This window comes from Klebsiella sp. TF21-TM (assembly GCF_019753495.1).
Taxonomy (GTDB): domain Bacteria; phylum Pseudomonadota; class Gammaproteobacteria; order Enterobacterales; family Enterobacteriaceae; genus Klebsiella; species Klebsiella quasipneumoniae.
On record NZ_JAIJYL010000003.1, the window covers coordinates 164,172 to 177,361 of the forward strand.

The window sequence follows — 13,190 nt, forward strand, 5'->3', positions numbered from 1 at the left end:
AGGACCTCTCCGGGCTATTCGCTAACAGATCTTCTGGCTGTCGTGGATGACCACATTTTTAAACGACTGCAGCGCAGGGGAAAGTCCGCGGTCTTTCATGGTCGCCAGATAGATATAGCGCGGAGGGAGGGTGTTTTTAATCTTCAGGATATGGACGTTGTAATGGGAGAGCGCCGAGATCCGCGGCATGATCGCGATCCCGTAGTCAATGCTGACCAGCCCGGCCATCGCGGTATCCTCTTCCACGTAGCAGGCAATCTCCGGCACCAGCTTTTGCTGCATAAATACATTATCGATAAACGGACGTAAGCCGCTATTTTCTGAAAAATAGATATAGGGATAATGAATCGTCTCCACGAGGTCGACTTCATGTTCATACAGCCGGGCCAGCGGATGATCCCTGGCGGTCACCACCACCAGCTCCTGCTGAATAACCGGAATAAAATCGATATCGGGTTCATCGGCAATATAAGAGCAGATCGCCAGATCGACTTTTCCCGCTTTCAGCTCCTGCAACAGCGTCAGCGAGGTCCCTTGAGTAAAAGAAAAAGTCACGTTGTGAAATTCAGGTGAAAGAGAATATTTATTAATTAACTGCGGAACAACATATTCGCCCATCGTGTAAATAAAGGCGATACGAATGTTTTCTTTATTTTCAGCGCCGTTTTTTTGCAAAACTGTGCGGCCATTTTCCAGTGAGGCCAGCGCATCTTCGACATACGGCAGAAAACGCTTGCCGTTTTGCGTAATTTTAACGTTCCGTCCCTGTCTGGCGAACAGCGCGACCCCTAACTCCTTCTCCAGCTCTGATATCGCATGGCTTAGCGAAGGCTGGGTGATGCACAGACTGGAGGCCGCTTCGGTATAATGTTCAGTTTCAGACAGACGTTTAAAATAATAAAGTTGCTTTAGGTTCATTATTTTTGCCCGTATAATATAAGAATAAATCCACTGATGCTAATATACCATGCAAGCCACCAATAATGCGCACGCGCGGGAAAATATTGGCGGTGCATCAAATATTATTTTCTGAAGCGGATGAATGTGCCACAAAGCGTTGCCATTCATAGATACTACCTATAGTTCCCGGAGATATTTTTGCATATACAAATATATGCAAAAATATTTTAAACTTTAAAGGAACTCGCTATGAGTATGTCAAACTCTCAGGAAGTCCTCACTTCCTCATCGGGGACGAAAAAAAGAAGCCGCGTTCGGATAGTTATTTTACTGCTGTTGTCCGTCGGAACGATGATCAATTATCTCGACCGCACCATCCTTGGTATCGTTGCCCCACAGTTAACCCAGGAAATTCATATCGATCCGGCGATGATGGGCATCATTTTCTCCGCCTTTGCCTGGACCTATGCCCTGGCGCAGATCCCCGGCGGCATGTTTTTAGACCGCTTCGGCAACAAACTGACCTATGCCCTGTCAATTTTCTTCTGGTCGCTGTTTACCCTGCTGCAAAGTTTCACCCTCGGGCTTAAATCTCTGCTGCTTCTGCGCCTGGGACTCGGCGTCAGTGAAGCGCCCTGCTTCCCGGCCAACAGCCGCATCGTCAGCACCTGGTTCCCGCAGCATGAGCGCGCGCGCGCGACGGCAACATATACGGTTGGTGAATATATAGGACTGGCGGCCTTCTCGCCGCTGTTATTTTTAATCCTCGAACATCATGGCTGGAGAACGCTTTTTTTCCTCACCGGCGGATTAGGTATTTTATTTACTTTGGTGTGGTGGCGTTTTTATCACGAGCCCCATGAATCGCGCATGGCTAATCAAGCGGAGCTGGATTATATCGGCGCAAACGGCATTGACAATAAAATCCAGAACGTTCCATTTAACTGGCGTGACGCCAGGCGCCTGCTGGGCTGTCGCCAGATCCTCGGCGCCAGTCTGGGTCAGTTTGCCGGTAACACCACGCTGGTGTTTTTCCTGACGTGGTTTCCCAGCTATCTGGCCAACGAGCGCCATCTTCCCTGGCTGCACGTTGGCTTCTTCGCCACCTGGCCGTTCCTCGCCGCCGCCATCGGCATCCTCTTCGGCGGCTGGATCTCGGACCGACTGCTGAAGCGAACCGGCTCCGTCAACATCAGTCGGAAGTTACCAATAATTTCCGGATTATTACTCTCCAGCTGTATTATTGCGGCGAACTGGGTGAGCGCCAACAGCACCGTTATTATTATCATGTCGGTGGCGTTTTTTGGCCAGGGAATGGTTGGCCTGGGCTGGACGTTAATTTCTGATATTGCCCCGGAAAATATGGCAGGCCTGACCGGCGGTATATTTAATTTCTGCGCTAATATGGCATCGATTATAGCCCCACTGATAATTGGCGTGATTATCTCCGCAACGGGTAACTTCTTTTACGCACTGATCTACGTCGGCCTGACGGCGCTGATCGGCGTGATTGCCTACATCTTTATCATCGGCGACATCAAGCGAATCGAACTGAAGTAAACCCGGCGGCCCCGGCGAATTGTACGCCGGGGCGAAGAGGACGGTCAGATATCCTTTACCTTGCTGGTTAAAAACAGCGTCACCAGCGAAATCGCGGCGATCGTCCAGTAGACGCTGGCGTGGCCATAGCTCTGCGATAGCGCCCCCTGCATCACGCCGGCCAGGATCACGCCAGTGGAAATACTGTTGGTAAACAGGGTGGTCGCCGCCCCCGCGCGCCCCGGCATTAAATCCTGGAACCACAGCATGCCGATCCCGGCGATAATGCCGATAAAGATGGCGTTGAACAGCTGCAGGGCCAGCAGCGCCGTACGGCCATGAAACAGGATCAGCCCCAGATAAAACAGCACACCGGCCGCCACCGCCGCCACCATCATTTTACGTTTACCAAAGCGCTTCACGTAGTAGCCGGCGAGGATCATCGCCGGAATCTCCAGCCCGGCGGCGGTGCCCATCAGGATCCCGGCCAGGCTGTCGGGAAGCCCGAGATCGCTGCTGATCCACAGCGGCATATCAATGATATACATGGTGTTGCAGGTCCACATCAGGGTGGAGGCGATAAACAACATGCGTACGTTCTTGTCCTGCCAGCCGCCGGCCTGCGCCAGCGCCTCCGCCTCTTCAGAGGGTTGCTCCACGCGCGGAACCGAGGGCAGTTTGACGGCAATCAGCGCCAGGCTGATCACAAAGATGCCCGCCGCAATGGAGAACATGGTGGTAAAGCCATAGTTGAGCGCCAGCATAAAGGCCAGCGGCGGGCCAATCACCCACGCCAGGGACAGCTGGGCACGCATGACCGAGCTGAACATCACCACTTCCCGCGCCGAGCTGTCGGCATACTCCCGCGCCAGGGCAAAGAGCTGCGGCATGGCGGCGTTAGCGATGGATGCCAGCATCACCCCGCAGGTGATCAGCGTCAGATAGTGGCGGTTGAAGGCAAACAGCAGCGCATTGCCTACCGCCATCAGGCAGCAGAACATAATTAACCGCCGCCGGTCGCCGCGGCTATCGGAGCGCTTGGCCAGCGCCAGACTCACCAGGATCCCGGCTATCGCATTCACGGTGTAGAACAGGCCCACCCAGAACGGCTGCGCCCCCACTTCGCGGCTGAGAAACAAACTCAACGTCGGCGCCTGCAATGCGCCCGCCACGCCCATCATAAAAGCAACCAGCATAAAGGCGGCATAGACGCCGTTTAGCCGTCGTCCCATCGTCATCAACCACAGCATGAAATGTCCTTAACACACGCGAAGTAAACGAAAAAAGCCAGCAGAGGCTTTCTGCTGGCGGGTGATTCTATACTCTGTGGAATTCACGTTGCAGGACAAACGGTTAACCGTTTTTGCGCTGGCTCCGAAAGGGTGAGTCCCGTAGGGGCGATTCACGCGGCCAGAACATAGGGCTCTGGGAGCATCGACAGCGATAGACCCGGGCGAGCGCGCGCACCTGCAGCTTGAAAAACGACGAGTATAACACCAATACTCAGTCACACATGATGTCTGCAAGTCAATGATCAGAGGTCTTTGACGTCACTCCCCACTGCATCAGTTCTCCCAGAATTTCCTGCTGTCGTCCTGCCATCAGGCGGGCCAGCCAGGACGCTTCCTGCGTCGCAGAAAAGTAGCGCTGGTAGAACGATTTTGCGGTAGACCTCATCATATTCACCTCCTCGCTTCATCGGGATTCATTATTGGCTTAATATGGGGAGTAATAAATTGCTGAGTTTTGCGCAGGAGTTCCCCTTTTATGTCTTCCGGCCGTCTGCAACAACAATTCATCCGTCTATGGCAGTGCTGCGACGGCAAGTCGCAGGAGACCACCCTCAACGAGCTGGCGGAAATGCTGAGCTGCTCGCGCCGCCACATGCGCACCTTGCTCAATATGATGGAGTCCCGCGGCTGGCTGACCTGGGAGGCGGAGGCTGGCCGCGGAAAACGCTCGCGGCTGACCTTTCTCTATACCGGCCTCGCCCTGCAGCAGCAGCGTGCCGAAGATCTGCTTGAGCAGGATCGCATCGATCAGCTGGTGCAGCTGGTCGGCGATAAAGCCGCCGTCCGTCAGATGCTGGTCTCGCATCTCGGGCGCAGCTTCCGCCAGGGGCGGCACATCCTGCGCGTGCTCTACTACCGGCCAATGAAGAATTTACTGCCCGGCAGCGCGCTGCGGCGTTCGGAAACCCATATCGCCCGGCAAATATTCAGCGCTCTGACGCGGGTAAATGAGGAAAATGGGGAACTGGAAGCCGATATTGCCCACCACTGGCAGCAGTTGACGCCCACCCACTGGCGCTTTTTCCTCCGGCCAGGCATCCATTTTCACCATGGCCGTGAGCTGGAGATGACCGATGTGATCGCTTCTCTGCAGCGCAGCAATGCCCTACCGCTCTATTCGCATATCGAACGCATTGCGTCGCCCACCGCCTGGACCCTGGATATTCATCTGCGCCAGCCCGACCGCTGGCTACCCTGGCTGCTGGGCCAGGTACCGGCGATGGTGCTGCCGCAGGAGTGGCGGACCATGAACCACTTTTCTTCGATGCCGGTCGGCACCGGCCCGTATGCCGTGGTGCGCAACAATCAGAACCAGCTCAAGATCCACGCCTTTGAGGACTATTTTGGCTACCGGGCGCTGATCGATGAGGTGAACGTCTGGGTGCTACCGGAAATTAGCGAAGAGCCCAACGGCGGCCTGACGCTGCAGGGCAATACCGAAAGCGAAAAGGCGGTGGAGAGTCGTCTGGAAGAGGGGTGCTACTACCTGCTGTTCGACTCGCGAAGCCCGCTGGGCGCCAACGAGGCGGTGCGCCGCTGGTTAAGCTATCTGTTTCAGCCCGCGAACCTGCTCTACCACGCGGGCGAGCTTTACCAGGGCAACTGGTTTCCCGCCTACGGCCTGCTGCCGCGCTGGCATCACGCCAGCAACCACGCCTGCGACAAGCCGGCGGGCCTGGAGACGGTCACCCTCACCTACTACCGCGATCACGTCGAACATCGGGTGATCGGCGGGATCATGCGCGACCTGCTGGCGGCGCATCAGGTGAAGCTGGAGATCCAGGAGCTGGAGTACGATGCCTGGCATCGCGGCGAGGTGGTCAGCGATATCTGGCTCAACAGCGTTAACTTCACCTTGCCGATCGAATTCTCGCTATTCGCCTATCTGTACGAAGTCCCGCTGATTCAGCGCTGCATCCCCATCGACTGGCAGGAAGACGCCAGCCGCTGGCGCGCGGGAGAGTTTAATCCGGCTACCTGGAGTCAGCGCCTGCTGGCCAGCCAGCATATCGTGCCGCTGATCCATCACTGGCTGATGATTCAGGGGCAGCGCAGTATGCGCGGCGTGCGGATGAACACCCTCGGCTGGTTCGATTTTAAATCCGCATGGTTTGCGCCGCCGGAGCCGTAAGCGCTTTCCGTCATCTGACAAAATCATTACACTAAGGCCGTTCTCAACGGGGTGCTAATAAACATACGCAATATCATTCAAGTTGCATCAAGGCAGCAAGCGGGTGAATCCCCTGGAGCATAGGTAACTATGTGACTGGGGTGAACGCGCGAAGCTAACGCAGATGCGGCTTGAAGGATGAAGCGTATAGGCTGAGAAAATACCCGTCGAACCTGATCCGGATAACGCCGGCGAAGGGATTTGAGGCTCACTCAAAATCCTTTGCCACCCCTTTTTTCTGAGGTGCAAAGTGTTGAAAAAATTACTCCCGCTGCTGGCGCTGGTCGCCATGCCCGCTCTGGCTAAGCCTGTCCTCACCGTCTATACCTATGACTCCTTCTCTGCCGACTGGGGCCCCGGCCCGGCGGTCAAAAAAGCGTTTGAAGCGGACTGCGGCTGCGAGCTGAAGTTCGTCGCGCTGGAAGATGGCGTTTCGCTGCTGAATCGTCTGCGCATGGAAGGCAAGAACAGCAAGGCTGACGTCGTGCTGGGCCTGGATAACAACCTGCTGGAAGCCGCGGCGCAGAGTCAGCTGTTCGCTAAAAGCCACGTTCCCGCCAGCGCGGTCAGCGTACCGGGCGGCTGGGATAACGACACCTTTGTCCCCTACGATTACGGCTATTTCGCCTTCGTCTATGACAAAAACAAACTGGCCAATCCGCCGAAAAGCCTGAAAGAGTTGGTCGAGAGCCCGCAGAAGTGGCGCGTCATCTATGAAGATCCGCGCACCAGCACCCCGGGGCTGGGGCTGCTGCTATGGATGCAAAAAGTCTATGGCGATAAAGCGCCCGAGGCCTGGCAGAAGCTGGCGGCGAAGACCGTTACCGTCACCAAGGGCTGGAGCGAAGCCTACGGTCTGTTCCTGAAAGGCGAAAGCGACCTGGTGTTGAGCTACACCACCTCGCCGGCCTACCACATTATTGAAGAGAAAAAAGACCACTATGCGGCGGCGAACTTCGCCGAAGGCCACTATCTGCAGGTCGAAGTTGCCGCCCGCACCGCCGCCAGCAAGCAGCCGGAACTGGCGGAGAAATTCCTCAAATTCATGGTATCTCCTGGCTTCCAGAACGCCATCCCCACCGGCAACTGGATGTATCCGGTGACCCAGGTCGCGCTGCCGGCCGGTTTTGCAACCCTGGTGAAGCCGCAGACCACGCTGACGTTTACCCCGCAGCAGGTCGCCAGCGAGCGTCAGACCTGGATTAGCGCATGGCAACGCGCCGTCAGCCGCTAAACCTTAGCGGGCTGCTGCCGGGCCTGTTCGCCGCCACGCTGCTCTGCGCCGTCGCGCTGGCGGCGTTTCTGGCGCTGTGGTTCAGCGCGCCCGGTACGGGCTGGCAGACGATCTTCAGCGATAGCTACCTCTGGCACGTGGTGCGCTTCTCCTTCTGGCAGGCGTCGCTCTCAGCGCTGCTTTCGGTGGGCCCGGCCGTCTTTCTCGCCCGCGCGCTTTATCGGCGTCGCTTTCCCGGCCGCACCCTGCTGCTGCGCCTGTGCGCGATGACCCTGATCCTGCCGGTGCTGGTGGCGGTGTTCGGCATCCTCAGCGTCTATGGCCGCCAGGGCTGGCTGGCCTCGCTGTTTCACGCTTTCGGCTGGCAGTGGGATTTCTCGCCTTACGGCCTGCAGGGCATCCTGCTGGCGCACGTCTTTTTCAATATGCCGATGGCCACCCGCCTGCTGCTGCAGGCGCTGGAGAACATTCCCGGCGAGCAGCGGCAAATTGCCGCCCAGCTTGGCATGCGCGGCTATGCCTTCTTCCGCCTCGTCGAATGGCCATGGATGCGCCGGCACATTCCCGCCGTCGCCGCGCTGATTTTTATGCTCTGCTTTGCCAGCTTCGCCACCGTGCTGTCGCTGGGCGGCGGCCCGAAGGCCACCACCATTGAGCTGGCTATCTACCAGGCGCTGAGCTTTGACTACGATCCGGCGCGAGCGGCGATGCTGGCGTTGATCCAGATGCTCTGCTGCCTCGGGCTGGTGCTGCTCAGCCAGCGTCTCAGTAAAGCGGTGGCTATCGGCGTCAGCCATGTCCGCGGCTGGCGCGACCCTGACGATCGCCTGCATAGCCGGCTGAGCGATGGGTTGCTGATCGGCGCCGCCCTGCTGCTTCTGCTGCCGCCGTTGCTGGCGGTCATCGTCGACGGGATCAACCGCAACATGCTGGACGTTCTGGCGCAGCCCGCACTCTGGCAGGCATTGACGACTTCCCTGCGCATCGCCATTGCCGCCGGGCTGTTGAGCGTGACCCTGACGATGATGCTGCTATGGAGCAGTCGCGAGCTGCGCGCCCGTCAGCGGCCGCTGGCCGGGCAGGCGATGGAGCTGAGCGGCATGCTGATCCTTGCCATGCCGGGCATTGTGCTGGCTACCGGCTTCTTCCTGCTGCTCAATAACAGCATCGGCCTGCCGGAGTCCGCCGACGGCATCGTCATCTTTACCAATGCTCTGATGGCGATCCCCTACGCGCTTAAAGTGCTGGAAAACCCGATGCGCGACATTGCCGTCCGCTACAGCATGCTCTGCCAGTCGCTGGGGATCGAAGGCCTGGCGCGGCTGCGGGTCATCGAACTTCGCGCGCTCCGGCGCCCGCTGGCCCAGGCGTTAGCCTTCGCCTGCGTGCTGTCGATTGGCGACTTCGGCGTGGTGGCGCTGTTCGGCAACGAGGCGTTCCGCACCCTGCCTTTCTATCTGTACCAGCAGATAGGCGCCTACCGCAGCCAGGACGGCGCCGTCACCGCCCTGCTTCTGCTGCTGCTCTGTTTCTTATTATTTACGCTGATTGAAAAACTTCCGGGGCGTGATGCTAAAACTCAATGATGTGACCTGGCTGTACCAGCATCTGCCGATGCGCTTTACTCTCGACGTCGCGCGCGGCGAGCGCATCGCGGTGCTCGGCCCCAGCGGCGCCGGAAAGAGCACCCTGCTGAATCTGATCGCCGGTTTTCTGCCGCCCGCCAGCGGCAGCCTGCAGATTAACGGCGAGACGCATCACGCGACGCCGCCGGCGCAGCGTCCGGTTTCGATGCTGTTCCAGGAGAATAACCTGTTTAACCATCTGACCATTCGGCAGAATATCAGCCTCGGGATCCACCCTGGCCTGAAACTGAGCCGCGAACAGCAGCAGAAAGTCACGGCGATTGCCGCCCAGATGGGAATTGATGACCTGCTTGAACGCCTGCCGGGAGAGCTCTCCGGCGGTCAACGGCAGCGCGCGGCGCTGGCCCGCTGTCTGGTGCGTCAGCAGCCGGTGCTGCTGCTGGATGAACCCTTCTCAGCGCTCGACCCGGCGCTGCGCCAGGAGATGCTGGCGCTGGTGGCTGATGTCTGCGAGCAGCAGCAGCTCACCCTGCTGATGGTCTCGCACAGCGTGGAAGATGCCGCGCGCATTGCGCCGCGCTCGATTGTGGTCGCCGAAGGGCGCATTGTCTGGGATGGCGCTACCGCCGAGCTGTTAAGCGGCCACAGCAGCGCCTCGCATCTGATGGGGATCAGCGCGCAATAACCTTGTGCAGGATCGCCAGATAGACCGGCATCAGCGGATGGCGGAAGACAAACGTTAACGCCGTTGCCGCCAGCGCGACCATAAGCGGCGTCAGCCACAGCAGACGCCCGCGCGGCAGCCAGCGGGTCAGCCGATCGCCAGACGTTTTCGCGCTCCGCCACAGCCGCCAGCACAGCCACCCTGCCAGCCAGGCGAGCAGCGCCGCCCCCAGCAGCAGCCATTTAAAGCTGGCGCTGTTTTCATCGGCCGGAATATCAATCGCCGCCCCGGCGAGAATGCCAGGCAGGAAATAGAGCGGCGGCCAGAGCAGGCAGCCGATAATATTCGGTAGCACGAATTTGGCCACCGGCAGGTCGAGCATCCCGGCGACCATCGGCACCAGCGGACGCGTCGGCCCAACAAAGCGGCCAATCAGGATGGTGATCATGCTGTGCTGGTGCAGCGCATGCTCGGTTTTCTCCAGCAGGGCGCGGTTTTTCTTCATGAACGACCAGCGGTGCAGCGGCTTTTTAAAGCGCCATCCGAGCCAGAATGAGATCCAGTCGCCCAGCAGACAGCCCACGATCCCCGCCAGCCACGCCTGCCAGAAGTTAACCTCACCGCCGCCAATCAGCGCCCCAAGGCCGGCCATCATCACCGTTCCGGGTAAGATAAGCCCCACCAGCGCCAGCGACTCGAGAAAGGCCACCAGCATCACGGCTAACAGCGAGTAGACCGTGGATTGGGTAATAAAGTGTTCGAGCAATGCTTGCATAATGTACCCGGTTAAAAAACGAAGCCCGGATTCTCCGAAGCCATCGCGCCGTCGTCAAGCCACCAATTGTCTTAATAGTTTACTGGCTGTGACATTTAAGCGGGTCATCATTTCACTTTCTTTACTTTTTATTCACATCCCGCGCGGAATTCGCTCGGGCTGGCGCCGGTGCATTTTTTGAACACGCGGGAAAAATAGAGCTGATCTTCAAAGCCGACGTTGCGCCCGACGGTGGCGATCGGCATCCGCGTGGTGCTCAGCAACAGTTTGGCCTGGCTGATACGCTGGTCCTCCCGCCAGCCGAGGACGCTGATCCCCAGCTGCTGGCGAAACAGGTGCGACAGGCGCGAGGGCGACAGGCAGACGTGCTGGGCGACGCTGGCGATATCAAAATGGCTGTCCGCCAGATGGTCGCTGATGTACTGGCAGGCGTCGCGCACCCGGTTATCCAGCGGCGGATGCAGCGATTCGTTGATCGCCTCCATCCGCCGCAGCAGGAGTTGTTCCAGCAGATTAATCGCCAGCAGTTCGGAATAGCGCCCCGCCCCTTGCCCGGCATCGACGATCTGGCCGAACAGCTCGCCAAAGCGCGCCTGCCACTGCTCGTCCGGACGGAAAAAGCCGGTCTGGGCGAAGATCGTCGGCCAGTTGAGCCACTCGTGCCAGTAGGCGCGCGGGCGGAAGTAGACCCACTGGTGATACCACTCGCTGGCGTCGGGATGGCGGCCATAGTGATGGATCTCCCCCGGCGGGAACAGCAGCATATCGCCCGGCCGGCAGACAAACTGCTCGCCGTGGTTGTTGATCACCCCCTCGCCGCGGATCGTCAGGTTGAGGATATAGCCTTTCATACCCAGCGGGCGGTCGATAAAGAAATCCAGGTATCCCTGCGCCTCAATCGGCGTCAGGCCGGTGACCAGATGAGCGTTAAAAGAGTAGCCCGGCAGCAGCGGATCGTTTTGCGTTTCGGCCATACGCGTGGTTCTCCCGAAGGTATTAGTGACACCAATTGTCCATATTCATCATTTTATCGCTCTCGGCCCTGTCACGACTGCGACGGCGGTGGAAATTTCGCTAAAAAGCCGCACAGCAAGCGAAAAAAGCGCCAGCAGCGTGCATTCCACCGGGATATGCCGGGTAACAAAAGTGTCTATAAATACGGCAGGAAAGTCCACATCGAATATTTGCACGGCGTCACACTTTGCGAGGTGACAGCAAAATAATCCATAAGATTAGCGAATCCGGCCTGACGGATTTTGCCGGGGATATCTACTGTTGCTGCATGAATGATTTCTGCATGGAGTAACAAGATGGCAATTGCGATTGGCCTCGACTTTGGTAGTGACTCAGTCCGCGCCCTGGCGGTGGAATGCGCGTCCGGCGCAGAACTGGCGGCAAGCGTGGAGTGGTATCCGCGCTGGCGGGAAGGACAGTATTGCGATGGCGCGAACAACCGCTTCCGCCACCACCCGCGAGATTACATCGAGTCCATGGAAGCGGCGCTGAAAAGCGTACTTGCCTCCCTGAGCGCCGAACAGCGCGCCGACGTCGTGGGCATTGGCGTCGACAGCACCGGCTCAACCCCGGCTCCCGTTGATGCCGAGGGCAACGTGCTGGCGCTGCGCGAAGAATTCGCTGACAACCCTAACGCCATGTTTGTCCTGTGGAAGGATCATACCGCGGTCGAGGAAGCCGAGGCGATCACCCGCCTGTGCCACCAGCCGGGCAAAGAGGATTACTCGCGCTATATCGGCGGGATCTACTCCAGCGAATGGTTCTGGGCAAAAATCCTCCACGTCACCCGGGAAGATAGCGCCGTCGCCCAGGCAACCGCCTCGTGGGTGGAGCTTTGCGACTGGGTGCCCGCCCTGCTCTCCGGCACTACGCGTCCGCAGGATCTGCGCCGCGGCCGCTGCAGCGCCGGGCATAAATCGCTGTGGCATGAGAGCTGGGGCGGGCTGCCGCCGGCCAGCTTCTTCGATGAGCTTGATCCCATCATTAACCAGCATCTGGCCTGGCCGCTGTTCACCGATACCTGGACGGCCGATGTGCCGGTCGGCACGCTAAGCGCAGAGTGGGCCCAGCGCCTGGGTCTGTCGCAGACCGTGGCCATCTCCGGCGGCGCCTTCGACTGTCATATGGGCGCCGTTGGCGCTGGCGCGCAGCCTAACGCGCTGGTGAAAGTCATCGGCACCTCCACCTGCGACATTCTGATTGCCGATAAAGAGAGCGTCGGCGACCGCACGGTCAAAGGCATCTGCGGCCAGGTCGACGGCAGCGTGGTCCCGCACTTTATCGGTATGGAGGCAGGCCAGTCCGCCTTCGGCGATATTTACGCCTGGTTTGGGCGCATCCTCGGCTGGCCGCTGGAACAGCTGGCCCGGCAGCATCCGGAATTGCGCGAACAAATCAAAGCCAGCCAAAAACAGTTACTGCCGGCGCTCACCGAAGCCTGGGCCAGTAACCCATCGCTCGATCATCTGCCGGTAGTGCTGGACTGGTTCAACGGCCGCCGCACGCCGAATGCCAACCAGCGCCTGAAAGGGGTGATCACCGACCTTAACCTGGCCACCGACGCGCCGGCGCTATTCGGCGGACTGATCGCCGCCACCGCCTTCGGCGCCCGCGCCATTATGGAGTGCTTCACCGAGCAGGGGATCCCGGTTAACAACGTCATGGCGCTCGGCGGTATCGCGCGGAAAAACCAGGTCATCATGCAGGCCTGCTGCGACGTGCTGAACCGTCCGCTGCAGATTGTCGCCTCCGATCAGTGCTGCGCGCTGGGGGCGGGTATCTTCGCCGCCGTCGCCGCCGGCGTCTATGAGGATATTCCAGCCGCCCAGCAGCGGATGGCAAGCCAGGTGGAAACCACCCTGCAGCCACGCCCGGCGCAGGCGCAACGTTTCGAACAACTCTATCAGCGCTACCAGCAGTGGTCGGTCAGCGCCGAACAACACTATCTCCCTTCGGCTGCAAAGGCGGAAAAAGCCCCGCAATCTCAGGCAGCGCTCACCCATTAAGGATACGAAA

General features: G+C 59.0%; 11 protein-coding genes and 1 riboswitch. Of the genes, 6 read left to right on the forward strand and 5 right to left on the reverse strand.

Translation table 11 applies throughout. The annotated features are described in order from the left end of the window. Nucleotides 1–21: 21 nt before the first annotated feature. The gene (locus tag K5R89_RS04310) at nt 22–918 is read right to left on the reverse strand and encodes a LysR family transcriptional regulator (RefSeq protein ID WP_004204315.1); all 897 of its coding nucleotides are present in this window, start codon (nt 916–918) and stop codon (nt 22–24) included. A gap of 231 nt (nt 919–1,149) precedes the next feature. Here K5R89_RS04310 and K5R89_RS04315 point away from each other — a divergent pair, with 231 nt between their 5' ends. Beyond that, nucleotides 1,150–2,460 carry an MFS transporter gene (locus K5R89_RS04315; RefSeq protein ID WP_217259202.1) on the forward strand — a complete coding sequence of 437 codons (1,311 nt, stop codon included), beginning with the start codon at nt 1,150–1,152 and terminating at the stop codon, nt 2,458–2,460. Nucleotides 2,461–2,504: 44 nt separating this feature from the next. Here K5R89_RS04315 and K5R89_RS04320 read toward each other — a convergent pair whose 3' ends face one another. Both K5R89_RS04320 and sgrT read right to left on the reverse strand, forming a co-directional pair. Then, a complete protein-coding gene (locus tag K5R89_RS04320; protein ID WP_023291966.1) occupies nt 2,505–3,689 on the reverse strand; it encodes a sugar efflux transporter in 1,185 nt (394 codons plus the stop codon). A gap of 277 nt (nt 3,690–3,966) precedes the next feature. After that, nucleotides 3,967–4,119, reverse strand: a complete 153-nt coding sequence (sgrT, locus tag K5R89_RS04325) for a glucose uptake inhibitor SgrT (protein WP_004204309.1) — start codon at nt 4,117–4,119, stop codon at nt 3,967–3,969. Nucleotides 4,120–4,206: 87 nt separating this feature from the next. On the opposite strand from sgrT, the gene sgrR reads away from it, so the two are divergent. From sgrR to thiQ, 4 genes are all read left to right on the forward strand, one after another. Continuing rightward, entirely contained in the window at nt 4,207–5,862 is a 1,656-nt protein-coding gene (sgrR, locus tag K5R89_RS04330) for an HTH-type transcriptional regulator SgrR (RefSeq protein WP_023291965.1), read from the forward strand. Between the two features lie 37 nt (nt 5,863–5,899). Further along, nucleotides 5,900–6,119: riboswitch (TPP riboswitch) on the forward strand. 32 nt (nt 6,120–6,151) lie between these two features. Next, complete coding sequence (gene thiB, locus K5R89_RS04335; RefSeq protein ID WP_023291964.1) at nt 6,152–7,135, forward strand: thiamine ABC transporter substrate binding subunit; 984 nt, start codon at nt 6,152–6,154, stop codon at nt 7,133–7,135. Beyond that, nucleotides 7,111–8,721, forward strand: a complete 1,611-nt coding sequence (thiP, locus tag K5R89_RS04340) for a thiamine/thiamine pyrophosphate ABC transporter permease ThiP (RefSeq protein WP_032453832.1) — start codon at nt 7,111–7,113, stop codon at nt 8,719–8,721. Before thiB ends, thiP begins: the two co-directional genes overlap by 25 nt. Further along, on the forward strand, nt 8,705–9,406 hold the full coding sequence (gene thiQ / locus K5R89_RS04345) for a thiamine ABC transporter ATP-binding protein ThiQ (RefSeq protein ID WP_023291962.1): 702 nt from the start codon (nt 8,705–8,707) through the stop codon (nt 9,404–9,406). The genes thiP and thiQ overlap by 17 nt, the downstream gene beginning before the upstream one ends. Here the strand turns inward: thiQ and K5R89_RS04350 are convergent. Both K5R89_RS04350 and araC read right to left on the reverse strand, forming a co-directional pair. Next, a complete protein-coding gene (locus K5R89_RS04350; RefSeq protein ID WP_101978461.1) occupies nt 9,393–10,160 on the reverse strand; it encodes a DedA family protein in 768 nt (255 codons plus the stop codon). The two genes, thiQ and K5R89_RS04350, sit on opposite strands and share 14 nt — an antisense overlap. A gap of 128 nt (nt 10,161–10,288) precedes the next feature. Then, on the reverse strand, nt 10,289–11,134 hold the full coding sequence (gene araC, locus K5R89_RS04355; RefSeq protein ID WP_004204301.1) for an arabinose operon transcriptional regulator AraC: 846 nt from the start codon (nt 11,132–11,134) through the stop codon (nt 10,289–10,291). A gap of 336 nt (nt 11,135–11,470) precedes the next feature. Here araC and araB point away from each other — a divergent pair, with 336 nt between their 5' ends. Beyond that, nucleotides 11,471–13,180 (forward strand): ribulokinase, encoded by a 1,710-nt coding sequence (araB, locus tag K5R89_RS04360; protein WP_221853859.1) that lies wholly within the window; start codon nt 11,471–11,473, stop codon nt 13,178–13,180. Nucleotides 13,181–13,190: the final 10 nt, after the last annotated feature.